The following is a 24,688-nucleotide window of genomic DNA, read 5'->3' on the forward strand; positions in this document are numbered from 1 at the left end:
GACATCAATGTGATGAATCCCTACGGCCAGGTACCGATCCTGGTCGAGCGGGATTTGATTCTGTACGAATCGAACATCATCAATGAATACATTGACGAGCGCTTCCCGCACCCTCAATTGATGCCCGGCGATCCGGTCGATCGGGCCCGCGTGCGGCTGTTCCTGCTCAATTTCGAGAAGGAATTGTTTGTCCATGTCTCGACCCTGGAGTCGCGCGCGGCCAAGAGCAATGAGAAGGTGTTGGAAAAAGCGCGCGCCCATATTCGGGACCGCCTGACGCAACTGGCGCCGGTATTCTTGAAGAACAAATACATGCTGGGCGATGGCTTTTCGATGCTCGATGTCGCCATTGCACCCCTGCTGTGGCGGCTCGATTACTACGGCATCGACCTCAGCAAAAATGCCGCTCCCCTGCTCAAATATGCGGAGCGGATTTTCTCGCGCCCGGCCTACATCGAGGCCTTGACGCCGTCCGAGAAGGTAATGCGCAAGTAGCCTGGGGTGCCCTGCCAATGACTGACTCCTCTGAACCCAGCTCGACGCGCCCGTACCTGATTCGTGCCTTGTACGAGTGGTGCACCGACAATGGGTTCACGCCTTACATTGCGGTGTCGGTCAACGAGCAGGTTCAGGTGCCGCGCGAGTACGTGAAAGACGGAGAGATTGTTCTCAACATCAGTTTTGAGGCCACCACGGCGCTCAAACTGGGCAACGACTTCATAGAGTTCAAGGCCCGGTTCGCCGGGACCGCCCGGGAAATCATGGTGCCGATCGGCCAGGTGATGGCGATCTACGCGCGGGAAAATGGACAAGGCATGGCTTTTCCGCTGATCAGTCCCGAAGCGGGAAACCCCGCCGCCGCAACCTCGCCGACCAACCTTGCTTCGGGCGACTCTGGCGCGGCGACCGAGTTGAAGGCAGTCCAGTTGAGCAGCGTTGGGTCGGAACGGCGCAAGGAGGGGCCGGACGACGAACCGGAACCGCCGCGACCCGCGGCGGGCAGCCCGCGGCCGACGCTCACGCGAGTGAAATAGCAGCCAGCCCGCGGCTGGAAAGCGCGCCGCGTCCAGTAAAATATAAACAGTGCCGATTTAGCTCAGTTGGTAGAGCAACCGCCTTGTAAGCGGTAGGTCATCAGTTCGAATCCGATAATCGGCACCAGTCAATCGTATAAAGGCCTTCAAGTAGCGATACTCGGAGGCCTTTTTCATTGGTAAATCATTCACTTACGCTGCAACGGCGTACAAAGCCCGCTATTGACTTGCACACCAAAGCGGGGGAACATGCGGGGGAATGAGTGGGGGTAAATCTGGTTTTTTGGGTAGTTGTTCCCCCGTTTCCCAATGAAAGACGCCTCTTATTGCGTCTCCCAGCTACGCAGGAGTTATTCGCCCATGCTTACCGATGCTGAATGCAAAAATGCTACTTGCCCACCAGATAAAGCACGGGCGCGGCTGGCCTGTTCCGGCGGGCTGTATCTTGAAATCAGTCCGGCAGGATCAAAGCGCTGGTTTTGGAAATACCGCAAGGACGGCAAAGAGGGCCGGATGGCGCTGGGCAGTTATCCCGACGTGGGGGCAAAGAAGGCACGCGATGCAAGGGACGCGGCAAGGTCGCAAAAGTCAGTCGGCCATGATCCGGTGATGGTGCGGCAGGTTGAAAAACTCAAGGCATCGGTGGGCACCGGCGACACCTTCGCGGCGTCTGCCAGCGATTGGCTTGAGCGCGGCAAACCGAATTGGAGTGATACCCACTATGTCAGGGAACTGCGCAACATCAATAAAGACCTGATCCCCCACCTGGGAAAGCGGGCCATTGCCAGCATCAAACCGATAGAGCTACTGGCAGTAATCCAAAAAGTCGAAGCCCGCGGTGCACTGGATGTTGCGCACCGGGTGCTGATAACTGCACACGGCGTATGGTGCCACGCGGTTGCGACAGGCCGGGCCGAACGAGACATTACGGCGGATATCAAAAAGGCGCTGAAACCACATATCCGGGAAAACCTACCTGCCATTACCGACCCGTTGGAACTTGGCGCACTGCTACGCGCAAGCGAGGCCTACAAGGGCGGGCCGATTGTCCGGGCGGCGCTGAAAATGGCGGCGATGCTGTTTCAACGTCCGGGTAACCTTCGCACCATGCGCTGGGCTGACCTGAATCTTGATACCGGGTTTTGGTCGATCCCCAGCATGGATATGAAGCGCACCAAGGCGCAAAAAATCAATGGTCAAGCCCACGTCATTTCATTGCCACGGCAGGCGGTAGAGATTTTGCGCGAGCTGCATCACCTGACCGGCGGCGGGGAATATGTGTTCCCCGGCCTGCGGGATCACAAAGCGCCTATGTCGGAGGCCGCGGTAAGCGCGGCACTGGCAGCGATGGGCTACAAGGGGCGGCACACTTGGCACGGCTACCGGGCGACCGGCCGCACAATCTTGCGGCAGGTGCTGAAGTACCCGGCTGACGTGATCGAGGCCCAACTCGCACACACCGGCCAGATTACCCACGGTGGCGCCTATGACCGGGCAACGCACCTTGAGGAGCGAACCCCGATGATTCAGGTTTGGGCGGACTACCTGGACAAGCTGCGCATTGGCGCGGACGTGATTCAATTCAAGGCAGCGTAAAGCAGTTTTAGACCACGCCTAGCTATCGGCTGATCCCCGATGGTGAAAACCGGGACACCCCTGCCCCGGCGGCCCTGGTTTTCTATCGGGGTGTAGAAGGGGCGGTGTGAGCAAGACGCAATACATAGGTGAGTTGGCAAAGAAGCTGCCACCACTTCCAAAGCTCGACAAATCTGCTGGTCCACTATCTCAGGTTTTCCATGAGAAAGAGGTTATCGAGGCAATCGAGCGTGGGATAGATCAGGAATTCGAGAAACTGCCACTATTGTTCGAGCACTACGGCATTGAGGCACGAGACCATGCCAGCTATATCCGGTTGGCGCTTGCACTTGCCCGAGACTGGGTGCCAGGTTTTCAACGCATGAATGATCGCGCTGGGCCAAAGCAGAAGTGGGACGATGGTGGTCGTGCGCGGTTGAAGATTGCAATCGATGACTTCATCGGCAATAGTGAAGCGGGTATGAAGGGTGGCTCTCCTACAAAGCTGGAAGCGGCTGAGGCTTTACTCTGTAGGGTTGAATGGAAAAGAAAGTCAGCCAGTGCCGCAGCGCTTCTAAAGCAGGCTGAAATGGCCAATCCAATCCTTGTAGCGATTGAAAGAGATGGCGCAATTCGTCGTGCCCGACGGGCGCAAGAATTAACTATCAATAGCTAATTGTTCGCGTGACAGGGAAGGTGAAGCCCGCGAACATTAAACCCGTTCCAACAGCGGCCAATGCCGTACGAAGGGGTTAGCAAATGTCAATTCTCAGGATGCAATCGGTTAAGGCTGAAACCGGGAACCGATCACACGCCAGCATATACAGCGCAATCCATGCGGGCTTATTCACCATGCCAGTGCAGATCGGGCAACGCTCCGTAGGCTGGCCATCGGAGGAAGTCGCGGCCATCAATCAGGCGAGGATCGCGGGCAAGTCCGACGCTGATATTCGGTCGCTTGTAAATCAACTGCATGCGGCGCGGTGCAGCGGCGAACCCTTCAAACCTACCTGGCTTGATCGAAGCGCAGCGCAGAGACGGCAGGCAGGAAAGCGGGTAAAGCGCACATTATTGGCCACGGCGTAAGGGGGCTGGCCATGATCCACACCAACGCACAAGAAAAGGCCGCTGACGCTATCAACACCAACGGCCTGCACACTCACACGAACGCGGTAGATTTTCGCACCGTAGACGCCATTCAACAAGCGGATCACGGCAAAACCGTTGCCACCCTGGATAGTTTGACGCTGATTGTGACCACCAAGGAGCCACGAGTCAGCACCCAGCAACTTGCAGAGCACCTGGGCAACAAGCACAGAAGTCTTTTCGATTTGGTTCAGCGCCACAGGACTGACTTCGAACAGCTCGGAATACTTCGATTTCAAATCGGAGTAATCGAAGGTCGGGGCCAGCCTGAAAAGTTTGCCATGCTCAATGAAGATCAGGCGACGCTGGCGCTGGCCTACAGCAAGAACACCCAGCGGGTGCGTGAGCTGAAAGTGAAGTTGGTCAAGGCATTCGGACTGGCGCGCCGGGCGGCTGATCTGCGTAAGACCGAGTACCTGCCCGGCCACCACCAATTGCATGATGCACTGCACGCACTGTCAGCGGGATCAAGTCATGAGCGCCACGTCCATATGAACGTGAACAAACTGTTGAACAAGTTCGCCGGAGTCGAAGCCGGCCAGCGGGCATCGGCAGGCTTGCCGCAACAGTCTGCCTTGACCTATGGGCAGTTTGTGGCAGTCAGAGCCGCGCAGGGGGCGATAGATCACCATGACGGGTATCAGCGTATCAAATCCACCTTGAAGGCAATACAGGACGTGACCATGCTGGAGGCGACATGACTGAAATATATCGTGCCAGCACCATAAAACGAGATCGACGCACCAAAGACCGCTTGAGCATGCTTGACGAACAGATCATTGCGGTTCTGAGTGAAGATCAGCGATGAACGCCCTTCAAACTCTCTACCTGCGGTTCTGGTGCGCGTCACCCTCGACGTCGTTTGCTGCGCTCTTGCGGCGACTTCGGCGGTCAAAATGAGCGGGGCCACTTTCCTGAGAATCAAAAAGCTCAAGGGCAGCGGCATCATTGCAGTGGCGGCGCGTCATAACCGGCGCGTCATTCAATCTGAGATCGGTGCAACGGGTTCTATCGACCCGACACGATCAGGCTTGAATGAAACCCTACAGGGGCCGTCACCTGCTGCTGATGTTGGGCTACTTGCCAAAGACCTGATGACGGCGGCTGGCGTGACCAAGCTCCGCAAAGATGCGGTCATGGCGCTTGAGATTGTTTTCAGCCTGTCACCAGACCACCAGCTTGATGACAGGGCCTATTTCACCGACTGCGCGGCATGGGCTGGGGGCAACTTTGGCGGCGCTCAAAACATCCTGAGCGTGGACATTCACCGTGACGAAGCGGCTCCACACTGTCATGTTCTGCTGCTGCCCTTAATCGACAACCGTATGGACGGATCGAATATGTTGGGCGGCAAACAAAAGCTGATGAGCCTGCAAAAGGACTTCTATTCAGCGGTGGCGGTGCGGTACGGATTGACCAAAGCCCCGGCCCGACTATCAGGTAACGCGAAACAGGCAACTGCAACGGCAGTGCTTCAAAGACTGCGAGAAACGAACGACAAGGCGTTACAGAGCAAGATGTGGCCGACCATACGCGACAAGATCGAAAACGATCCTGCGGCGTTCCTGATGCCTTTGGGCATGGAAGTGAAAGCCCCGGCAAAGAAGCTTAAGACGATGGCGACGATATTCACCGGCAAGGGAAAAGGCAACGTGAAAGAAGCAAACCCTATAGGGTTCACTGCATCCGTAATGAGGCAAACCCTATGCTCTGTAGGGTTCACTCCAAATCCACCATCTCCCCGTACTGCGAAACCACTGCCTAACAAGCCTGCTGCCGTTGGAGTAGTCGAAACTGTTCGAGTGCGTGACTGCGACCTCGACCCGAATCTGTACGACCAGACCATAGGCGAGTTTCGTCAGCAACCACCATCAGCACGAAACAACCGGGCAGCCGCTGATGCGTGGGTTTCTACTGCTTTGAATAAAAGGGCCGGTTAGCCAAATGATTTCGTTTTCTGTGGAGGATTGAACTATGGGTACAGGTGGCACGCGCTATGGGCCGGTAGGCCGGGTTATCGGCTCAACCCTGATCAAACCACGAATGGACAAACATGACAGCGACAAAAAACCCCAAAGGCAAGCCGACGGCCGAACTCTCACCAGCTACGATGAAGACGCTCAGAGCGCGCATGGCCTTATCAGCGTCAATAAACGGCGCTGCCGTGATCGAAATCTTTCAGGGCAATATCGTCGGCAAAGATACCGAATTGTCGTTACTCGTGGATGGACTGCGCGACACATTCAAGGAAGTCGGCAATAACGACCTGTCGGAGCTTGAGGCCATGCTGATGGGTCAGGCCACAGCACTGCAAACCATCTTCACGAGTCTGGCACGCCGGGCACAGGAGCAGGAATATCAAAAGAAATTTGAAGCATTCCTTGGGCTGGCCTTGAAAGCACAGGCACAGAGCAGAGCCACCATATCGGCACTTGTTGATCTGAAATATCCCCGGCAAGCCACCTTTGTGAAGCAGGCCAACATTGCCAACGGGCCGCAACAGGTAAACAATGGGGTAAACGATGAAAACTGCGCACTACGCGCAGGCACCCACGCGCACAAAGCAAGAAGCGAGAGTCAGCAAAACAAACTATTGGGGACAAGTGATGGCAACTACCTGGACACCAGAGCGCAGGGTGCGGCAAGCAGAACTAATCCGCACCTGGCAACCGTGGGCTAAGTCGACCGGGCCAAAGTCGCTAGCGGGTAGGTTACGGGTAGGACGCAACGCCTTCAAAGGTGGCTACTGGTTGCGGTTGCGGGAACTTTCGAAGATGGTTAACGCAGAATGTCGGCAGGCGCGGGAGCTGGTTGCGTCCTGTTAAAACAGCCTGATATACAAGAATATTCAGGGAGGTGTATGTTTGAAATCGCTGGCGGCATCATTTTGGCGGTGCTGGTTTTCTACTTTTTGCCCTTAATCATTGCCGGTGGGGTTCTTCTTGTCGCAGTTGCAGTCGTGGTGCTTCTGGGCGTTTTTGCGTATTCGTACTTCCATCAGACGCTGGTGGGTCTATCGTGGATATTTCTGATAGCGGTGTCGTTTGGAACTCCGGCCGTCTTGTTTCACCTGGCTACCAAACGCTATCCGAAATATGAAGCAGCCATAGACGGAAAACCACCATTTGATGGCCTTCGGATGTTGCCTATACGTATGGTCGCTACTGGAATCACAGCAGTGGGCGGTGTCTTGCTTGCCGCCGTGGTTGTCGCCTATCTGGGGACGTACCTTGATGCCTACTTAAAGTAGTTTGCAATCAACAGCACACATTGCCAAAAAGCAACGGTGGCGACAATCGCTTCCTGCTGGTGGCCTATAGTTGAACATCAGTGAACCGGCGAGGCCTGATCTTGGAGGGTACCAAAGGCAAAGCGGGGGAACATACGGGGGAACGAAACGGCACTTGTAAAAGTTGCCCCTAACATCCATGCGGGTTTCAATGCGGTTATCGAATCCGATAATCACTTCATTGTTTCACACGGTCTCAAGCTCCGACAATGCCCGTCCCGACTCGGGGTTGCCGGGTAGGGCGGTATGGCTCCCGCAGTCAAAACAGCCAGGGCAGAAAACGTTTGCTGCTCGCCGCGTAGGCGCCGTAATCGGGATGTTTCTCGCGCATCCAGCGCTCCTCAAGTGTCGATTTCAGGAACAGGACAAGGGCCAGGGCGGACCAGGTAAGCCATCCGGCGAAAGGTTCCGAGATGCCCGCCAGGGCTGCCGCGCCCAACAGTAGCGAGGTGTACATGGGGTGGCGAATCCAGCGGTAGGGCCCGCTTGTCACCAGCAGGCCGGAAGCCTTGGGCAGCGGACGGATGTTGAAGTTGCCCAGCCGGTTGTGTCTGAGTGTCCACGCCGCCAGCGCCACCGACAGTCCCGCCGCGGCCCCGGCAACGAGTGGAATGGCGCCTTGAAAAATCCGCGGTGCCGCCCAGGCCGCCTGCAACAGCAGCAGGCCCAGTTGCAGCGCTACCAGCAGGGAACCCATGCGATTTCCATGGGAACAAGAGGCAGACGCCTGCGGGCTCGCCATTGAACGTTCATCATCGTCAGCGCGAAGCCCTTCCTTGATTGGTGGAGAGGATGAGGATCGAACTCACGACCTCTGCATTGCGAACGCAGCGCTCTCCCAGCTGAGCTACCCCCCCAATAGGACTGAAGTCTAGCAAAAATTAGGGTGTTGCGGAAAATGTTCGACAATCTTCCCATGCTTTCTCCTAACGCTCTTCATCTGGCTCAATCCCTGGTGCGCATGAACACGGTGAGCCAGAATTCCAACCTGGAACTGATTCACTTCATCCGTGACGAACTGGCGCGACTGGGCGTCAGTAGCCGTCTGACTCATAACGCCGACAAGTCCAAGGCCAACCTGTTCGCTACCCTGGGTGAGAACAAGGCCGCCGGCATCATTTTGTCCGGGCACACCGACACCGTGCCCTGGGACGGACAGGAATGGTCGGTGCCGCCCCTTGGCGCCCTGGTCAAGGACGGCCCGGAGCCGCGTCTTTACGGCCGCGGCAGTGCCGACATGAAGGGATTCATCGGTGTCGCACTGGCCCATGCGCAAGCCTTTGTGAACAGCACGGCGCCGTTTGCGGTGCACCTGGCCCTCAGCTACGACGAGGAGGTTGGCTGCTTTGGCGTACGGGAACTGATTGCCGACCTGCGCCAGGCCGGGATCAAACCGCTGGCCTGCATCGTCGGCGAGCCGACCGGCATGGTGCCGGCGATTGCCCACAAAGGTGTCTACCGCTACCAATGCTGTGTGCGCGGCAAGGAGGCGCACTCTTCGCTGACCCCCAACTCGGTCAACGCGATCGAGATGGCGGCACGCCTGATTGGCAAGTTGCGCGACATGGCGGAGGGTTTCGAGCGCAATGAACCGCGCTACCAGGGCTTCGACGTGCCTTTTTCCACCGCCAGCGTCGGCCAATTCCAGGGTGGCATTGCCGACAACGTGGTGCCGCGCGATGCCTGGTTTCGCTACGAGTTCCGCGATCTGCCGACCGCCGATGCGCAACGGATGCAGAATGAAGTTCTGCAGCAGGCGCGGTCCCTGGAAGTGGCCATGAAAGCGGTGGCGCCGGAGGCCGGTTTCCGCTTTGAAACGATTTGCGAAATTCCCAGTTTTCTGGCCGGCGCGCAAGACCCGATCACCCGTTTGGCGCAACTGCTGTCAGGCCAAAGTGCGACCACGCAGGTGGCGTTTGGCACCGAGGCGGGGATTTTCGAACAGTCGGGTATCCGCACCGTGGTCTGCGGCCCCGGCAGCATTGCCCAGGCGCACCAGCCGGATGAATACGTGAGCTTGTCGCAGTTGGCCCAGTGCGAGGTGTTCATGCAGCGGCTGGCGGCGATGCAGTCTCTGGGCGATCTGGCCTGAGCCGGACACGCTTTCGTTTAACCCACTCTGAAGGACCCCGTCCATGTCAAACATTGCTTTTCTCGGTACCGGCCTGCTGGGCGGCGCTTTTGCTGAGGCCGCCGCCAAACGCGGCGACACGGTTACCGCCTGGAACCGGTCGCCGGACAAGGTTCACGCGCTCAAACCATTCGGCGTGATCGCGGCCGCCAGTCCGGCCGAGGCCGTCCGCGGCGCCTCCCGCATCCACCTGGTGCTGAAGGACGACGCCGTCGTTGAAGAGGTGCTGGCAGCCGCGCGCGCCGGGCTTGCACCGGAGGCGGTCATCATTGATCACACCACCACCCTGCCGGCGCTGACGGCAGCGCGATCCCAACGGCTCAATGCGCAGGGGGTGAAATACCTGCACTGCCCGGTCTTCATGGGGCCGGCGGCGGCGCGCAACGCGCAGGGCTCGATGATGGTCGCCGGGCCGCAGGCGTTGTTCGAACAGGTCAAGGCCGATCTGGAAAAAATGACCGCCCGACTGGAGTACTTCGGCCAGCGCGCCGACCTTGCCGCCGTCAACAAACTGTTCGGCAACGCCATGATCATCGGTGTCGCCGCGCTGCTGGCTGACGTGCTGACGATGGCGCAAGCGAGCGATGTCAGTCCGCAAGACGCCATCAAGCTGTTTCGCTTATTCGACTTGAACTCCACCGTCGCGGTGCGCGGCAGCAACATGGCGCAGGGAAATTTCAGTCCCAGCTTTGAGTTGGCGATGGCGCGCAAGGATGTGCAACTGATGCTTGAGACGGCTGGCGAGCGGCCGCTGGCAGTGCTGCCATTGGTGGCCACCAGAATGGACCAACTGATCGCGCTGGGGCATGGTGCCGAGGATGCCTGCGTGCTGGGCATTGACGCCGTGCGGCGACCCTGAGGCCGGCGCCACTTTCAGAGATGCGTTTTTATCGTGCGCTCGGTGTGTTGGAAAGTTGCATCCAGTTCCGCAATCGACTTGAAGGCGCAGGCGCCATCCCGGCGTTCCAGCAGTTGCCGGCGAAAGTCGGCCGAATTGGCATATTTTGTGACCGTGATGGTGTAGGAAACGAACAGCAGCCGGCCCTTGGGCGAATCATGCATCTGGTTGGCCAGACGTTCAATCCGGTTGCTGATGGCCACTGTCTGGCGTTGCGTGGCCTCGGCCAACTTTCTGAAATCAGGACTGACCAAGCAGACATCCAGCGCGGCCCTGGCGCGGGCCATGGATTGGACGCCTTCAAGCACTTCCGGCGGCAATTTTTGCCCCTGGGCCAGGGTGACAACAAGGCTTGCCGCCGCGATCAGAAAGCGTTTTTTGTTCTGCATCACAGGAAACATCAGGTCTGAAAGCGGATTTAGCGCGTGATTTGGACCTTCAGCCGAATTGAGTTAACCTCCCACCCCTTGGATCGCAAATGGGATTCAAGAGCGGGCAGAATCTGACGGATTTTTGCCGCGGCGGCGTTGTTGTCCAAAAGCAGGCACCACTGCGGGCCTTCGATCGGGCCGGCCGTGACGCTGGAACGCAGCGAGGCCGGAATGAGGGCTTCAATCGCCTTCAGTCGCGCCACCGAGTCACGACTGAGTGCAGTCAATCTTGCCAGTGTTGGCGAGTCCTGCGTGGCTTGTAGCAGTGTGACCGGATGTTGACGGCGGTGCATGAAAGAGTTGTTGAGGGGATATCCGAATGCAATTGATTATCACGGATGCATGGCTTGCCAAAAGCCGGGCCATTCATCTCACCGGGACCAAGCTGGTGTTGACCGGCTTGCTGGCGTCACTGGTTCTGATGCTGGGCGCAGTTGGCTTGTACCACTGGGTGTTCCTGAAGGGGGCCCGGGAGGGTTGGCCGATAGTGGGTAGCCTGGTCAGGCTGGTGGTCAAGGACGAATTCGAGCAGCGCGACCGCTTCATGCGCGAGAACCTGGATCTGCTGGCGCGCAAGCTGGGCGAAATGCAGGCCAAAATGACGCAGCTGGAATCCCTGGGCGAGCGGGTTTCCGGCTTGGCCGGGGTCAATCCTGCTGAGATCAAGGCGAAGCCCGGTCAGGGGGGGCCGCTGGTGTCGGGTCGTCCCCTGTCGATGGAGGAACTGCAGGCCACCCTGGCCGACCTGGACCGCCTGACCGAGCAACGCACCGATCTGATGACCGTGATGGAGTCGCGTCTGTTCGAGCAGAAAATCGGCGCCATGATGATACCCACGCAGCAGCCGATCACGGTGGGCAATTTGGGTTCCCTGTTCGGCTGGCGCATCGATCCGATCACCGGGCGCTCGGCACTTCACACCGGACTCGACTTTCAGGCCGACCGCGGCACCCCGATCCTGGCGGCGGCGGGCGGCGTCGTGGTGGCCCAGGAGTTTCATCCGGAATATGGCAACATGATCGAAATCGACCATGGCAACGACTTGATTACCCGCTATGCCCACGCCTCAAAAACACTGGTTAAAAAAGGCGACCTGATCAAGCAGGGGCAAAAAATCGGCGAGGTCGGAAGCACCGGACGCTCCACCGGAACGCACTTGCACTTTGAAGTGCTGGTACAGGGCGTTTTCCAGGATCCCGAGAAGTTTCTGGCGGCCGGTCGCAAGCTGCCTGCTCAGCACTTTGCCAAATTTGTTGCGCCTGGCGGCAAGCCGGCCTCCGGCGGGACGGCGCTGGCTGACGGGCGCTGGCCCGGGCGCAGGTAAAATCGCTTGTTCGGTTTTCTCAGCGCTGCGTAATCCGCTCCAAGGCTTGCGTTTCGTGACAGTGACCCCATTTCACCCAGATTAGAAAAAGGATTGCGCTGCTCGGTTGGCCCAGGGGGGCTGGCCGGTCGGTCTTGCATTCATGGCCACAAATATCCTCACCAAAATTTTCGGCAGTCGCAATGACCGCTTGCTCAAGCAATACCGCGTCGTGGTGGCGCGCATCAATGCGCTGGAAGCCGGGCTTGAGAAATTGTCGGATGACGCCTTGCGCAACAAGACCCAGGAGTTCAAGGATCGCCTCGCCAAGGGTGAGACCGTGGACGCCTTGCTGCCGGAGGCGTTTGCGGTGGTGCGCGAGGGCTCCAAGCGGGTCATGAAAATGCGCCATTTCGACGTCCAGCTGCTGGGCGGCATGTCGCTGCACTACGGCAAGATTTCCGAAATGGGAACCGGCGAGGGCAAGACCTTGACGGCCACGCTGCCGGTCTATCTGAATGCCTTGACCGGCCAGGGCGTTCACGTGGTGACGGTGAATGACTACCTGGCCAATCGCGATGCGCAGTGGATGGGCAAACTCTACAATTTTCTGGGGCTGACGGTGGGCATCAATTTGCCGCACATGCAGCGCGAGGAAAAGCAGGCGGCCTACCGTGCCGACATCACTTACGGCACCAATAACGAGTACGGCTTCGACTACCTGCGCGACAACATGGTCTACGAGGCCACCGACCGTGTCCAGCGCGGCCTGAACTACGCCATTGTGGATGAAGTGGATTCGATCCTGATCGATGAAGCGCGCACCCCCCTGATCATCAGCGGCCAGGCCGAGGACCATACCGATCTCTACGTTGCGATCAATAAAGTGGTGCCCTCGCTGCACAAGCAGGAAGGCGAGGAGGACCCACGCACCGGCGAGGGGATCACCAAGCCGGGCGACTTCACGCTGGATGAAAAAAGCCATCAGGTCTTCCTGACCGAACAGGGTCACGAGAGCGCCGAGCGCATTCTTTACGACCTGGGCCTGATTCCGGAAGGGGCGTCGCTGTACGACCCGGCCAACATCACCTTGATGCACCACCTGTACGCGGCCTTGCGCGCCAATCACCTGTATCACCGCGACCAGCACTACGTGGTGCAGAACGGCGAGATCGTGATCGTCGACGAGTTCACCGGCCGCTTGATGACGGGGCGGCGCTGGAGCGAAGGTTTGCACCAGGCCGTGGAAGCCAAGGAAGGGGTGGCGATCCAGGCTGAAAACCAGACCATGGCGTCGATCACTTTCCAGAATTACTTCCGCCTCTATGCCAAGCTGGCCGGCATGACCGGCACGGCCGATACGGAAGCCTACGAATTCCAGGAAATTTACGGGCTCGAGACCGTGGTTATGCCGTACAACCGCCCGAGCCGGCGCGAAGACCAGCTGGACCGGGTCTACAAGACTACGCGCGAAAAATACGAGGCGGCGATCAAGGACATCCGGGAGTGCTACGAGCGCGGCCAACCGGTGCTGGTGGGCACCACCTCGATCGAGAACTCGGAAGTGCTGGCGGAGCTTCTGGAAAAGGCAAAACTGCCGCACCAGGTGCTCAACGCCAAGCAGCATGCCCGCGAGGCCGAGATCGTGGCCCAGGCCGGACGCGCCAAGATGATCACCATCGCCACCAACATGGCGGGCCGTGGTACCGACATTGTGCTGGGCGGCAACATCAGCAAGGCGGTGGAAGCGGTGGAGGCCGATGAAACGCTGGACGCGGCGCAGCGGCAGCAGAAAATCGAGGCCTTGCGTGCCCAGTGGGAAAAAGACCACGAGCAGGTCAAGGCGGTGGGCGGCTTGCGCATCATCGCCACCGAGCGCCACGAGTCGCGCCGCATCGACAACCAGTTGCGCGGCCGCTCCGGCCGACAGGGTGATCCGGGCTCCTCGCGCTTCTACCTGAGTCTGGACGATTCGCTGATGCGTATCTTTGCCGGCGACCGGGTCAAGGCGATCATGGACCGGCTCAAGATGCCCGACGGCGAGGCGATTGAAGCCGGCATCGTGACGCGCTCCATCGAAAGCGCCCAGCGCAAGGTGGAAGCGCGCAATTTCGACATTCGCAAGCAGTTGCTGGAGTACGACGATGTGTCCAACGACCAGCGCAAGGTGATCTACCAGCAGCGCAACGAAATTCTGGACGCCAAGGATCTGTCGGCCCAGATCGCGTCCTTGCGTGAAGGCTGTTTCAACGACCTGGTGCGCCAGTACGTGCCGGCCGAGTCGGTCGAGGAGCAGTGGGACATTGCCGCGCTGGAAAAGGTTTTGTCGGTTGAATGGCAGATGCCCCTGGACTTGCAGAGCCAGGTCAGTGCCGCCAGTGCCATTACCGACGAAGATCTGCTGACGAGCGTGCGCCTGGAGGCCAACAAGGTGTTTGCGGACAAGGTGGAACAAGTGGGCGGTGAAAACTTCACCCAGTTCGAGCGCATGGTATTGCTGCAGAGCATCGATACCCACTGGCGCGAACACCTGAGTTCGCTGGATTACCTGCGCCAGGGTATTCATTTGCGTGGTTATGCCCAGAAGCAGCCCAAGCAGGAGTACAAGCGCGAGGCCTTCGAGCTGTTCGGGCAACTGCTGGACGCGGTCAAAAACGACGTTACCAAAGTCCTCATGACCGTCAAGATCCAGTCCAACGAGCAGTTGGAACAAGCGGCGGAAGATCTGGAAGACCGCGGCGAAAGCATTGCCAACGTGACCTACAGTGCGCCGACCGAAACCGGTGATGTGCAAACCACGGTCGATGAGGAGACCGTGAAGAGCCCGCTACCCCGGGTCGGCCGCAACGAGCCCTGCCCTTGCGGTAGCGGCAAGAAATACAAGCATTGCCACGGCAAGTTGATTTAATAACTTTGCGGGACAGACCGCAGTTACGCGAAGCGAACAAGCTCTGTCCCCAACTGATTAAGGGAGGTCTGCATGGCAGTCAATTTGTCCCCCCCCAATCCGGCGCAGCTCTACCCGATCACGGGCCTGCGCCTCGGCGTTACCGAGGCCGGCGTGCGCAAGGCGGGTCGCAAGGACCTGACCGTCATCTTGCTGGAGCCAGGGGCAACGGTTGCCGGCGTCTTCACCCAGAACCGGTTTTGTGCCGCGCCGGTGCAGCTGTGCCGGGAGCACCTTGCTGGCGGCGCCGGCGTGCGTGCCATGCTGATCAATACCGGCAATGCCAACGCCGGCACCGGCCAGGATGGACGCTTGCGCGCTCTCAAAACCTGTGCCACGCTGGCTGGCAAGCTGGCTGTCGGCAGCGCTCAAATCCTGCCATTTTCAACCGGCGTGATCATGGAGTCGCTGCCGGTGGAGCGGATCGAGGCCGGGCTCGACGGCGCGCTGGCGGATGCGCGTGAGGACAACTGGCTGCGCGCCGCCGAAGCCATCATGACCACCGATACGGTGGCCAAAGCCTTTGGCGCGCAACTGATGATTGACGGCGCGCTGGTCAGCATCACGGGCATCAGCAAGGGGGCCGGCATGATTCGGCCCAACATGGCCACCATGCTGGGTTTCCTGGCGACCGACGCCTGCATCAGCCAGGTGCTGATGCAGCAACTGGCGACGCAACTGGCGGACGCTTCCTTCAATCGGATCACGGTCGATGGCGACACTTCCACCAACGACTCGTTCATGCTGATTGCCAGCAACAAGGCCCGCCACGCGGTGATCGATTCCCTGGACAGTGCCAACGGCCAAGCCCTCAAGGCCGCCATGCTGGCGGTGGCGCAAAAGTTGGCGCAAGCCATTGTGCGTGATGGCGAGGGCGCCACCAAATTCATCAGCATCAGGGTTGAAGGCGGCAAAAACCAGGCCGAGTGCCGGCAGGTGGCTTATGCCATTGCCCATTCGCCGCTGGTGAAAACGGCGTTCTTTGCCAGCGATCCGAACCTGGGGCGCATCCTGGCCGCCGTCGGCTACGCCGGCATCAATGATCTGGACCAGACCGGCATTGATTTGTACCTGGGCGATGTTCACGTGGCAACGCGCGGTGGTCGCCATCCCGAGTACCGTGAAGAGGAAGCGCAGCGCGTCATGCAGCAGAGCGAAATCACGGTGCGGGTGCTGCTGGGGCGCGGGGCTGCCGCTGACATGGTCTGGACCTGCGACCTCAGCCACGACTACGTCACCATCAACGCCGACTACCGCTCATGAAGCAGCAGTTGGCGCATTTGCTGCTGCGCGCGGAGCAACTCATAGTCCGCATCGAGGCGGTGCTGCCACGCTCGCTGGCGGCGCCGGACTGGAGCGCCGCCGTGGCCTTTCGCTACCGCAAGCGAAGCTCCGGCCATGGCGTGCTGGAGCCGGTGCGTCATGTCGGCGTCATGCGCTTGTCGGATCTGAAGGAAATCGAGCCGCAAAAGGAAAAGATCCTGCGCAACACCTTGCAGTTCGTGAACGGTCAACTGGCCAACAACGTGTTGTTGACCGGCGCCCGCGGGACCGGCAAGTCGTCCCTGATCAAAGCCTGTCTGAACGAATATGCGGGGCGCGGTTTGCGTTTGATCGAGGTCGACAAGGCCGATTTGACGGATCTTCACGATATCGTCGATGTGGTGTCCGAGCGGGATGAGAAATTCATCGTGTTTTGCGACGACCTGAGCTTCGAAGACGGGGAGCCGGGCTACAAGGCGCTGAAGTCGATTCTGGATGGCTCGGTCGCCGCGACCACCCCCAATGTACTGATTTACGCCACCAGCAACCGGCGCCATCTGTTGCCCGAGTACATGAAGGAAAATCTCAGCTACACCCATACCGACGAGGGCGAGGTGCATCCGGGCGAGGTGGTGGAGGAAAAAATTTCCCTCTCCGAGCGCTTTGGCCTGTGGGTCAGCTTTTATCCTTTCACCCAGGACGAGTACCTGGCCATCGTGGCCCAGTGGTTGTCCTCATTCAGCGTCGCGCCCCAGGCCATTGCAGCGGCCCGGCCGGCGGCCCTGGTGTGGGCGCTGGAGCGTGGTTCGCGCAGCGGCAGGGTGGCCTACCAGTTTGCGCGCGACTACGCCGGCCAACACGCTGCCGGCGCATGAGCGTCGCGCCGGGCCCCAGCAGGGACACGAAATGCCGAGCGTGGGGGCATATATGAGCCAGGGAACTCTGATTGCCGACGCCACCCTGGCGCGCCAGGGTGGTCCGGAGCGGGCTCTGGTTGAAGTCGCGGTGGGTGTGCTGATCCGGCCGGATGGCGATTTTCTGCTGACCTCGCGGCCACCCGGCAAGGTTTACCAGGGTTACTGGGAGTTTCCCGGCGGCAAGCAGGAGCCCGGCGAAACCGTGGAGCAGGCCCTGACGCGTGAACTGCTGGAAGAACTGGGCATTGTCATTGGCCCGGCACTGACCTGGAAAACTGCCACCGTGGACTATCCCCATGCCTTGGTGCACTTGAATTTTTGCAAGGTCTACCAATGGCGCGGCGAGTTGCAGATGCGGGAGGGCCAATCCTTTTCCTGGCAACGCCTGCCGGTCCAGGTCACGCCGGTGCTGCCGGGCACGCTGCCGGTTCTTCAATGGCTGGCGGAAGAACGGGGCTCGTCGGTTACCTGATCTTCCGGCAGCTTGCTGACGGGCAGGCGGAAGTTCTCGCTGGCCCAGGCGCCCAGGTCGATATTTTTGCAGCGTTCGCTACAGAACGGGCGATAGGGGTTGGAACTGGCGTAGACACTGTCGCCGCCGCAGGTCGGGCAGGTGACTCGCTTGGCGGCTCCGGAGCGTGGCGCACTGGCAGTTTTCATGAGCACAGGGTCAGATTGAAAGTGGTGTCCGCCAGGCTCGGGTGAAGCCGGCCATCGTCCTCCTGGCGCATCAAGCGGATCGACACCATCAGCCGATTGCCGCTGATCTCGGGGATCAATTCGAGTGCCGGATCCAGCGCCATGCGCAGCAGTTGAAAAGTTCTGCCCTGGGGCAGGTTTTGCTGATACTGGCCGCCCACGGCAATCACTTTTTGCGGCGCGCTGGAGTCGCGCAGCAGTTTGAGCAAGAGATAAATCGCGTCGGCCAGCGGTGTCAGCGTGCCGGCCCAGCGCTCCAGATCGCCTTGGCGTTGGGCGCTGGTTTTGTGCTGCCAGGCGTAGTAGGCCGGCAGGTCGAACTCGCAGGTGCCGCCCGGGATGCCGACCCGGCTGCGGATGCTCATCAGCCAGTCGTTCTCGGTCAGCGCCTGTCCGGCTTTGCCCGGCAGGTTGTTCAAGGCCTGAAAGCAGCGGTCAACCTGGCCAAAAATCTTGTCCAGTACCTCGTGCGCGATCGCCGGATTGTTCCGATAGCCGTCGAGCACATGTTTTTGCTTATCCAGGTCTTTCAGCACATCCGATTTGAGGTCGGCCCGGGCCCCCACATCCATCACCTCGAAAATGGTGGCCAGCGCAAAGTGGTGGTCCAGTGCCGACTCGCGCGCGACAAATTCTGTCAGGCGCAGAAACAGGTGCTCCAGTCGCAAATAGGTGCGAATGCGCTCGTTGAAGGGGTATTCGTAAAGGATCACGCTGATTTCTTTGCTGGGCCGGGTCGGCTACTACCCGGATGATAGCCCGAAGCGCGGTGCCAACTGGCGCACTTCATCAGCCAGCTCGCCGAGCGACAGACCGACGTTGAAGATGACGCAATCGGCGGCGCCCAGGCGCTGCTCGCGATGGGCTTGCGAGGCGATTATTTTTTCGATCTCCGGGCGCGTCAACCGGCTACGCGCCATCACCCGGCTGATCTGCAGCTCCGGCGTGCAATCGACCACCAGCACCCGATCCACGTTTTGCCGCCATGTGGCGGATTCCACCAACAGGGGAATATCGAACACGGTGCAAGGGCAGCCCCGGCTAGCGGCAGCCGCCGCCAGCTCCTGCGTTTTCAGTGCCACCAGGGGGTGGATGATGGCTTCCAGGCGTTTGCGCGCGCTGCCATCGGTGTAGGCCAGTGCGCGCATCTTTTCGCGCTCCAGGGCGCCCGCCGGGCTGATGAAATCCGGGCCAAATACGGCCCGGATCGCGGGCATGGCAAGACCTTGCGGGGCGGTCAGTTCGCGCGCGATGGCGTCCGCGTCGACCACCTCGGCGCCGCGCTCGCCGAGCAGTTGGGCGACGGTGCTTTTACCGCTGCCGATGCCGCCGGTCAGTCCAAGCCGCACAGGAACTGGCACGATTCAGAGCCCGATGAAGTGCAGGATGGCGTCCGGGCCAAAAATCATCGCCGTCAGCCCGGCGCCGGCCAGGAAAGGGCCGAACGGAACGTAGCCGCCGGGGCGCAGGCCGCTGGAGAATTTCATGGCAATTCCGACCACCGCGCCAATCACCGAAGCCATCAAGATGATGGGTATCAGCGCCTGCCAGCCGAACCAGGCACCCAGCGCGGCAAACAGCTTGAAATCTCCGAAGCCCATGCCCTCCTTGCCGGTGCTCAGCTTGAAGGCCCAATAGACCAGCCACAATGACAGATAGCCGCCAACGGCGCCCCACAGCGCCGCCGGCAGCGCCACCGGGGTCCAGTGCAAAGCGGCGGCAATCAGGCCGGCCCACAGCAGCGGCAAGGTCACGTCATCGGGCAGCAGCGTGGTGTCCCAGTCGATCACGGCCAGCGTCAGCACCGTGGCGGTAAATGCGCTCCACAGCAGCGCCGTGCCGCCGCCGCCCCATTTGCCGGCGCAGTAGAAAAATAGCGCACCGGTGGCCAGTTCCACCATCGGGTAGCGCAGGCTGATGGGGGTCTTGCACGCAGAGCATTTCCCGCGCAGCAAAAGATAGCTGACCAGCGGAATGTTTTCATACCAGGGAATCTGATGGCTGCACTTGGGACAGCGCGAGCGCGGCAGCAGCAGGTTGAAGCGCTTGGCGGCGGGAGGCTCTTTTTCGGCCAGCTCGGCACATTCGGCGCGCCACTGCGCCTCCAGCATGACCGGCAAGCGGTAAATCACGACATTGAGAAAACTACCCACCAGCAATCCCAGAATACCGAACAAGGTGGCGTCAAGCCAGGGCGTCAACAGCATCAGACCACCTGTCCAAGTTTGAAGATCGGCAGGTACATGGCAACCACAATGCCGCCAATCACGGTCCCCAGAATCACAATGATGATGGGCTCCATCAGACTGGAGATGCCGGCCACCATGTCGTCCACTTCGGCCTCGTAAAAATCAGCCGCCTTGCCCAGCATGTGATCGATGGAACCGGATTCTTCACCGATCGAGCACATTTGCAGGACCATGGACGGGAACAGATTGACATTGCTCATGGCCACGGTCAGCGCAGTGCCGGTGGATACTTCCTGCTGGATCTTCTTGGTGGCCAATGTATAAACCGAGTTGCCGGCGGCGCCGCCGACCGAGTCTAGGGCCTCGACCAAGGGCACCCCGGCCGCGAACATGGTGGACAGGGTCCGGGTCCAGCGCGCAACGCATGATTTGTCGACCAGGACGCCAAAAATGGGCATCTTCAGCAAGATGCGGTCCATCACGTTCTGCATTTTTTCATTGCGTTTCCAGGCCTGCATGAAGAAGTAAAAAGTACCGCCCAGGCCGCCAAAAATAAGCCACCAATACTTGACAAAAATCTCGCTCATGGCAATCACGAAAAGGGTTGGCGCCGGCAGGTCGGCACCAAAATTGGAGAACACTTCCTTGAATGCCGGAACGACAAAAATCATGATCACCGCCGTCACCACAAAAGCCACGATCAAGACCGAGATCGGGTACATCAGGGCGGACTTGATCTTGGACTTCATGGCCTCCGTTTTTTCCATGTAGACGGCCAGCCGGTCCAGCAACTGGTCCAGGATACCGGCCGCTTCACCAGCCTCCACCAGGTTGCAATAGAGATCGTCGAAATAGAGCGGAAACTTGCGAAAGGCAACGCTCAGCGAGGTCCCGGTTTCGACGTCGGTGCGGATGTCGTTGAGCAGTTTGGTGACGCTCGGGTTGGGGTTGCCGCGCCCCACGATGTCAAACGCCTGCAGTAGGGGAACGCCAGCTTTCATCATGGTGGCGAGCTGGCGCGTGAAAATGGCCAGATCTTTCGGCTTGATCTTTTTGCCGGAGCGCATTCTGCGCTTCTTGATCTTGACCGGTGTCACCCCCTGGCGCCGCAAGGCAGCCAGCACCTGATGCTCGCCGGCGGCTCTGGTTTCGCCCCGGACTTGCTTGCCGTTGCGGTCTTTGCCTTCCCATTCAAAGACAAATTCCTTGATACCCTTTGACTTTGAAGTTGCCATGGTGTCCTCTTGATGATGGGTCTATTCGTTGGTTACCGCGAGTACTTCTTCCAGCGAAGTCAACCCCAATTTGACTTTGTGCAGACCGGCTTGCCTGAGAGTGCGGACACCTTCGCGCGCGGCTTGCTCGGCAATCTCCAGGGCGTTGCCATCGCGCAGGATGATGCGCTGCATTTCCTCGCTGACGGGCATCACCTGGTAGAGGCCGACGCGTCCTTTGTAGCCGTTGTTGCACAGGCTGCAACCGACGGCGCGATAGCTGACCCAGGAGGCATCCAGTTCAGGTTCCTGAAAGCCGGCATCGAGCAAGGTTTCCCTGGGCAGTTCGACCCCGGTCTTGCAGTGCGGGCAGAGCCGCCGAGCCAGGCGCTGGGCCGTGATCAGCATCACGCTGGAGGCGATGTTGAAGGGCGCGATGCCCATGTTGCGCAGGCGTGAAAGAGTCGACGGCGCGTCGTTGGTGTGCAGCGTGGAGAGCAGCAGATGGCCGGTTTGAGCGGCCTTGATGGAGATGTCGGCGGTTTCCAGATCGCGAATCTCGCCGACCATGATGATGTCCGGATCCTGGCGCAGGAAAGACTTCAGTGCCGCCGAAAAAGTCAGCCCCGCCTTGTCATTGATGTTGACCTGGTTGACGCCCGGCAAAGTGATTTCGCACGGGTCCTCGGCGGTGGCAATGTTGACGTCCGGCTGATTCAGTAAATTCAGGCAGGTGTAGAGCGAAACCGTCTTGCCGGAGCCGGTCGGGCCGGTCACCAGGATCATGCCGTAGGGCCTGGCGATGGCGTGCAGCAGCCTGGCTTTTTCCTCGGCCTCGTAACCCAGCGCATCGATGCCCAACCGGGTGATGCTGGGGTCGAGTATCCGGACCACAATTTTTTCGCCGAACAAGGTAGGCAGGGTGCTGACGCGGAAGTCGATCACCCGGTCGGGCCCGATCTTGAGCTTCATCTTGCCGTCCTGCGGCACCCGTTTTTCCGCGATGTCCATCCTGGAAATAACCTTGATGCGCGAGGCCAGCTTGTCTTTGATCGCAATCGGCGGCGCGGCAATTTCCCTCAATTGGCCGTCGATCCGGAAACGCACGCGGTAATTGTGCTCATAGGGTTCAAAGTGCAGATCGGAGGCGTGCATGCTGAAAGCGTCCAGCAGCATCTTGTGCAGAAATTTGACGACCGGCGCATCCTCGATTTCGGACGCCGCGTAATCGGTGCTTTCCGTCAGGCTGGCCACCGAAGCTTCGTCGAACTCGAAGTCGTCGCCGATGATGTTGTCTATCGTCTCGGCCGCCGTGGCGGCGTTGGCGGTGACCAGTTTCAACAGCTTGTCGTACTCGGCAATGACCCAGTCGACGCTCAGCCGGGTGGCAAACTTTATTTTCTCCGCCGCCTGACTGTCGGACGGGTCGGCGGTGGCCACCAGCAAGCGGTTGTTTCGTTTGCTCAGCACCACCAGCCGGTAGTCGGTGCAGATCTTGCTGTCCAGCAAGTCTTTCGGCAGGCGCTGCGGGTCGATCGCCGCCAGGTCCACCAGCGGCGCCGCAAACGCGGTCGACATGGTATGCGCCAGGTCAAACGCCGACACCACGCCCGAGCCGGTGAGTTCGGCGATGAAACTGGTGCGGCTCAACTGCGCCTTGCGGTAGATTTCTTCCGCCGACTTTTGCGCTATCTTGCCGGCCAGAACCAAGGCGCGGCCCAGCCCCGGCAGGACGGAGACGGGAGATTCGGAAGAAGCGGTATCGACAGCGGCCATAACCCAAGAATGTACTACGTCAGGAGCCGCTTCAGCCAATCATCTCCGATTGGCGGCCGGCCGCACCCTCTACACTTTGCAACCAGCGATATTACCGATTCCGGAGCCCTCACCATGCAAGTCATTCCTGCCGTCAATCCCAGGCTCTGCCCACTGTGCGGGCAAGTCAACCAGTGCGCCATGGAGGTCGAGCGCGCGACCGGCGTGAAGCAGCCGCCCTGCTGGTGTACCGAGGCCAGTTTCGATGCCGCCCTGCTGGCCAGCATCCCGGAACAGGCCCGCGACAAAGCCTGTATTTGCGCCGCCTGCGCTCAGGCCGCGAAGGCAAGCAAAGCGGCCTGATGAATGCCCTTCAGCAATACCAATTGTTACAAAAAAGTCGCTCGCGCAGCGTCCATTCAGGGTTTGCGACAGCGGCGCCGGCCATCCATCCGGCGGCGCGAAACTACCCGTCGCGCAAGCTGGCCTGGTAAGCCTTGATCGCCGGCAGCATGGCCTGCCTGCGGGCCAGACTTGCGGCCGGCCAGTAGCGCTCCAGGTCGTAGTACTCCGGCACCGACGGCGTGCCCTCAGGCAGCACGACCCAGGGTTGCTTGGACTGCGTGAAGATGTGAATGTCGGGCGGCAACAGGTCGGGCTGGTCCAGGGTGCCGACGCGGACGAACCTGACGAGCGGGCCGGCGCCCGCGTAGTTGCTCCAGAGCGCGATGCGGCAGTGAGGGCAGCGCGCCATCTTCTGTCCGGCGCCGCTGGCGGAAGGGGTGTCCACGATCTCCGGTTGCCCGGCCAGCAGGAGCACCCGATCGGCTTCTATCATCGCGTTCAGCGCGAACGACGCGCCCGACTCGCGCTGACACCAGCGGCAGTGGCAACAGTTGACAAACAGCGGCGGGGTATTCATCCGGTAGCGTATGTACCGGCAGTCACAACCGCCTTCCAGCGGGAATACATCAGGCGCAGGCATGGTGATCCTTTCGAACCAGTGGAAGTCCATTGCGGGAGAAGAGAATTCGACCTCTGAAGCGCCATCTTAGCGTGTGGCCGACAGCGTGAAGCAAAAGGTCACCCGAGCCTCATCGACTGGCGCCTGTTGATCGTCAATTTAATAGTTCAACATAAGTTGTACAATTGAACGATGGATAAATCAGCGGCAACCAAAGTCTTTGAATCGCTCTCTTCCGGCGTGCGTCTGGACATTTATCGCCTGCTGGTCAAAACCGGGCCACAAGGCCTGGTCGCCGGCGAGATCGGCAGTGCCCTTGAGATCCCGCCCACCAATCTTTCGTTTCACCTCAAGGCACTCACCCATGCGCAATTGGTGTCGGTGGTGCAGGAGGGACGTTTCCAGCGCTACCGGGCCAATCTGGCGCTGATGCAGGACTTGATTGCCTACCTGACCGCGCAGTGCTGCTCCGGACACCCCGAGCAGTGCGCCGAGATCTGCCCGAGCCCGGCTTGCCGGCCGTCGCACTCACCCAAAACCAAAGGAGTTTCCCCATGAAGAGAATTCAAGTGTTTGATCCCGCCCTGTGTTGCAGCAGCGGCGTTTGCGGTGTCGAGGTGGATCAGAAGCTGGTCACCTTTGCCGCCGACGTGGACTGGGCCAAGCAGAACGGGGCGCTGATCGAGCGCTTCAATCTGGCGCAGCAGCCGCTGGCCTTTGCCGACAACGCGGTGGTCAAGGGCTTGCTGGAGCGCACCGGTCAGGACGCATTGCCGGTGACCCTGGTGGACGGCGAACTGGCCCTGGCCGGGCGCTACCCGAGCCGGGACGAGCTGACGCGCTGGACCGGCAAGGCGCCAGTCGTGGCAGCAGCGGCCAAAGCCGCCTCCGGCTGCGGCTGCTCGGGCGGCCGCTGCGCTTGACCCCAAGCAG

Annotated in this window: 29 protein-coding genes and 2 tRNA genes; 20 read left to right on the forward strand and 11 right to left on the reverse strand. The window is 59.9% G+C overall.

The window, feature by feature from the left end; translation table 11 throughout:
* The 10 genes from PHS32_RS20650 to PHS32_RS20695 form a co-directional block, all read left to right on the forward strand.
* On the forward strand, positions 1 to 495 hold a 495-nt coding region (locus PHS32_RS20650; protein WP_301081123.1), incomplete at its 5' end, for a glutathione S-transferase C-terminal domain-containing protein.
* A 17-nt stretch (positions 496 to 512) separates the two neighbouring features.
* Positions 513 to 1,034 carry a ClpXP protease specificity-enhancing factor gene (locus tag PHS32_RS20655; RefSeq protein WP_301081124.1) on the forward strand — a complete coding sequence of 174 codons (522 nt, stop codon included), beginning with the start codon at positions 513 to 515 and terminating at the stop codon, positions 1,032 to 1,034.
* Positions 1,035 to 1,085: 51 nt separating this feature from the next.
* A tRNA-Thr gene (locus PHS32_RS20660) sits at positions 1,086 to 1,161 on the forward strand.
* A gap of 233 nt (positions 1,162 to 1,394) precedes the next feature.
* The gene (locus PHS32_RS20665; RefSeq protein WP_301081126.1) at positions 1,395 to 2,630 is read left to right on the forward strand and encodes an integrase arm-type DNA-binding domain-containing protein; all 1,236 of its coding nucleotides are present in this window, start codon (positions 1,395 to 1,397) and stop codon (positions 2,628 to 2,630) included.
* A 106-nt stretch (positions 2,631 to 2,736) separates the two neighbouring features.
* Positions 2,737 to 3,285, forward strand: a complete 549-nt coding sequence (locus PHS32_RS20670; protein WP_301081127.1) for a hypothetical protein — start codon at positions 2,737 to 2,739, stop codon at positions 3,283 to 3,285.
* A 98-nt stretch (positions 3,286 to 3,383) separates the two neighbouring features.
* Positions 3,384 to 3,695, forward strand: coding sequence for an AlpA family phage regulatory protein (locus PHS32_RS20675; protein ID WP_301081183.1), 312 nt, complete (start codon positions 3,384 to 3,386; stop codon positions 3,693 to 3,695).
* An 11-nt stretch (positions 3,696 to 3,706) separates the two neighbouring features.
* Complete coding sequence (locus PHS32_RS20680) at positions 3,707 to 4,456, forward strand: Rha family transcriptional regulator (protein WP_301081129.1); 750 nt, start codon at positions 3,707 to 3,709, stop codon at positions 4,454 to 4,456.
* Between the two features lie 90 nt (positions 4,457 to 4,546).
* Positions 4,547 to 5,695, forward strand: coding sequence for a plasmid recombination protein (locus PHS32_RS20685; protein ID WP_301081130.1), 1,149 nt, complete (start codon positions 4,547 to 4,549; stop codon positions 5,693 to 5,695).
* 113 nt (positions 5,696 to 5,808) lie between these two features.
* Entirely contained in the window at positions 5,809 to 6,435 is a 627-nt protein-coding gene (locus PHS32_RS20690) for a hypothetical protein (protein WP_301081132.1), read from the forward strand.
* Positions 6,436 to 6,615: 180 nt separating this feature from the next.
* Complete coding sequence (locus PHS32_RS20695; protein ID WP_301081133.1) at positions 6,616 to 7,005, forward strand: hypothetical protein; 390 nt, start codon at positions 6,616 to 6,618, stop codon at positions 7,003 to 7,005.
* A gap of 298 nt (positions 7,006 to 7,303) precedes the next feature.
* On the opposite strand, the gene PHS32_RS20700 is transcribed toward PHS32_RS20695, so the two are convergent.
* Both PHS32_RS20700 and PHS32_RS20705 read right to left on the reverse strand, forming a co-directional pair.
* Positions 7,304 to 7,741 carry an isoprenylcysteine carboxylmethyltransferase family protein gene (locus PHS32_RS20700; protein ID WP_301081135.1) on the reverse strand — a complete coding sequence of 146 codons (438 nt, stop codon included), beginning with the start codon at positions 7,739 to 7,741 and terminating at the stop codon, positions 7,304 to 7,306.
* Positions 7,742 to 7,825: 84 nt separating this feature from the next.
* Positions 7,826 to 7,901: transfer RNA gene (locus PHS32_RS20705), tRNA-Ala, on the reverse strand.
* A gap of 59 nt (positions 7,902 to 7,960) precedes the next feature.
* On the opposite strand from PHS32_RS20705, the gene argE reads away from it, so the two are divergent.
* Positions 7,961 to 9,136 (forward strand): acetylornithine deacetylase, encoded by a 1,176-nt coding sequence (argE, locus tag PHS32_RS20710; protein ID WP_301081138.1) that lies wholly within the window; start codon positions 7,961 to 7,963, stop codon positions 9,134 to 9,136.
* Between the two features lie 43 nt (positions 9,137 to 9,179).
* Positions 9,180 to 10,034: an NAD(P)-dependent oxidoreductase gene (locus PHS32_RS20715; RefSeq protein ID WP_301081140.1), complete on the forward strand. Its 855-nt coding sequence runs from the start codon at positions 9,180 to 9,182 to the stop codon at positions 10,032 to 10,034.
* Positions 10,035 to 10,048: 14 nt separating this feature from the next.
* Here the strand turns inward: PHS32_RS20715 and PHS32_RS20720 are convergent, their stop codons facing one another.
* Both PHS32_RS20720 and PHS32_RS20725 read right to left on the reverse strand, forming a co-directional pair.
* Positions 10,049 to 10,462 (reverse strand): hypothetical protein, encoded by a 414-nt coding sequence (locus tag PHS32_RS20720; protein ID WP_301081142.1) that lies wholly within the window; start codon positions 10,460 to 10,462, stop codon positions 10,049 to 10,051.
* A gap of 29 nt (positions 10,463 to 10,491) precedes the next feature.
* Complete coding sequence (locus tag PHS32_RS20725; RefSeq protein WP_301081144.1) at positions 10,492 to 10,797, reverse strand: hypothetical protein; 306 nt, start codon at positions 10,795 to 10,797, stop codon at positions 10,492 to 10,494.
* 26 nt (positions 10,798 to 10,823) lie between these two features.
* Between PHS32_RS20725 and PHS32_RS20730 the strand changes: the two genes are divergently transcribed.
* The 5 genes from PHS32_RS20730 to PHS32_RS20750 all read left to right on the forward strand — a co-directional run bounded on the left by PHS32_RS20730 (position 10,824) and on the right by PHS32_RS20750 (position 17,406).
* Positions 10,824 to 11,828: a M23 family metallopeptidase gene (locus PHS32_RS20730; RefSeq protein ID WP_301081147.1), complete on the forward strand. Its 1,005-nt coding sequence runs from the start codon at positions 10,824 to 10,826 to the stop codon at positions 11,826 to 11,828.
* A 142-nt stretch (positions 11,829 to 11,970) separates the two neighbouring features.
* Positions 11,971 to 14,715, forward strand: coding sequence for a preprotein translocase subunit SecA (secA, locus tag PHS32_RS20735; RefSeq protein ID WP_301081149.1), 2,745 nt, complete (start codon positions 11,971 to 11,973; stop codon positions 14,713 to 14,715).
* Positions 14,716 to 14,787: 72 nt separating this feature from the next.
* Entirely contained in the window at positions 14,788 to 16,017 is a 1,230-nt protein-coding gene (argJ, locus tag PHS32_RS20740) for a bifunctional glutamate N-acetyltransferase/amino-acid acetyltransferase ArgJ (protein WP_301081152.1), read from the forward strand.
* Positions 16,014 to 16,892, forward strand: a complete 879-nt coding sequence (locus PHS32_RS20745; RefSeq protein WP_301081154.1) for an ATP-binding protein — start codon at positions 16,014 to 16,016, stop codon at positions 16,890 to 16,892. Before argJ ends, PHS32_RS20745 begins: the two co-directional genes overlap by 4 nt.
* A gap of 52 nt (positions 16,893 to 16,944) precedes the next feature.
* Entirely contained in the window at positions 16,945 to 17,406 is a 462-nt protein-coding gene (locus PHS32_RS20750) for an NUDIX domain-containing protein (RefSeq protein WP_301081157.1), read from the forward strand.
* Here the strand turns inward: PHS32_RS20750 and PHS32_RS20755 are convergent.
* From PHS32_RS20755 to pilB, 6 genes are read right to left on the reverse strand one after another with little or no spacing between them, the layout of a single operon-like run.
* Positions 17,367 to 17,594 carry a DNA gyrase inhibitor YacG gene (locus PHS32_RS20755; protein WP_301081158.1) on the reverse strand — a complete coding sequence of 76 codons (228 nt, stop codon included), beginning with the start codon at positions 17,592 to 17,594 and terminating at the stop codon, positions 17,367 to 17,369. The genes PHS32_RS20750 and PHS32_RS20755 overlap by 40 nt on opposite strands.
* On the reverse strand, positions 17,591 to 18,346 hold the full coding sequence (gene zapD / locus PHS32_RS20760; RefSeq protein WP_301081160.1) for a cell division protein ZapD: 756 nt from the start codon (positions 18,344 to 18,346) through the stop codon (positions 17,591 to 17,593). Before zapD ends, PHS32_RS20755 begins: the two co-directional genes overlap by 4 nt.
* Positions 18,347 to 18,376: 30 nt before the next feature.
* The gene (gene coaE, locus PHS32_RS20765; protein ID WP_301081161.1) at positions 18,377 to 18,994 is read right to left on the reverse strand and encodes a dephospho-CoA kinase; all 618 of its coding nucleotides are present in this window, start codon (positions 18,992 to 18,994) and stop codon (positions 18,377 to 18,379) included.
* A 3-nt stretch (positions 18,995 to 18,997) separates the two neighbouring features.
* A complete protein-coding gene (locus PHS32_RS20770) occupies positions 18,998 to 19,840 on the reverse strand; it encodes an A24 family peptidase (RefSeq protein WP_301081162.1) in 843 nt (280 codons plus the stop codon).
* Positions 19,840 to 21,057 carry a type II secretion system F family protein gene (locus tag PHS32_RS20775; protein ID WP_301081164.1) on the reverse strand — a complete coding sequence of 406 codons (1,218 nt, stop codon included), beginning with the start codon at positions 21,055 to 21,057 and terminating at the stop codon, positions 19,840 to 19,842. Before PHS32_RS20775 ends, PHS32_RS20770 begins: the two co-directional genes overlap by 1 nt.
* Positions 21,058 to 21,078: 21 nt before the next feature.
* Positions 21,079 to 22,812, reverse strand: a complete 1,734-nt coding sequence (gene pilB / locus PHS32_RS20780; RefSeq protein ID WP_301081165.1) for a type IV-A pilus assembly ATPase PilB — start codon at positions 22,810 to 22,812, stop codon at positions 21,079 to 21,081.
* Between the two features lie 114 nt (positions 22,813 to 22,926).
* Here pilB and PHS32_RS20785 point away from each other — a divergent pair, with 114 nt between their 5' ends.
* Complete coding sequence (locus PHS32_RS20785; RefSeq protein ID WP_301081167.1) at positions 22,927 to 23,154, forward strand: cysteine-rich CWC family protein; 228 nt, start codon at positions 22,927 to 22,929, stop codon at positions 23,152 to 23,154.
* A gap of 103 nt (positions 23,155 to 23,257) precedes the next feature.
* Here the strand turns inward: PHS32_RS20785 and PHS32_RS20790 are convergent, their stop codons facing one another.
* Complete coding sequence (locus tag PHS32_RS20790; RefSeq protein ID WP_301081169.1) at positions 23,258 to 23,776, reverse strand: GFA family protein; 519 nt, start codon at positions 23,774 to 23,776, stop codon at positions 23,258 to 23,260.
* A 171-nt stretch (positions 23,777 to 23,947) separates the two neighbouring features.
* Here PHS32_RS20790 and PHS32_RS20795 point away from each other — a divergent pair, with 171 nt between their 5' ends.
* Together PHS32_RS20795 and arsD are read left to right on the forward strand one after the other, a co-directional pair.
* Complete coding sequence (locus PHS32_RS20795) at positions 23,948 to 24,313, forward strand: helix-turn-helix transcriptional regulator (protein WP_301081171.1); 366 nt, start codon at positions 23,948 to 23,950, stop codon at positions 24,311 to 24,313.
* Complete coding sequence (gene arsD, locus PHS32_RS20800; RefSeq protein WP_301081173.1) at positions 24,310 to 24,678, forward strand: arsenite efflux transporter metallochaperone ArsD; 369 nt, start codon at positions 24,310 to 24,312, stop codon at positions 24,676 to 24,678. The genes PHS32_RS20795 and arsD overlap by 4 nt, the downstream gene beginning before the upstream one ends.
* Positions 24,679 to 24,688: the final 10 nt, after the last annotated feature.

It is taken from the genome of Rhodoferax sp. (genome assembly GCF_028714215.1).
Taxonomy (GTDB): Bacteria; Pseudomonadota; Gammaproteobacteria; order Burkholderiales; family Burkholderiaceae_C; genus Rhodoferax.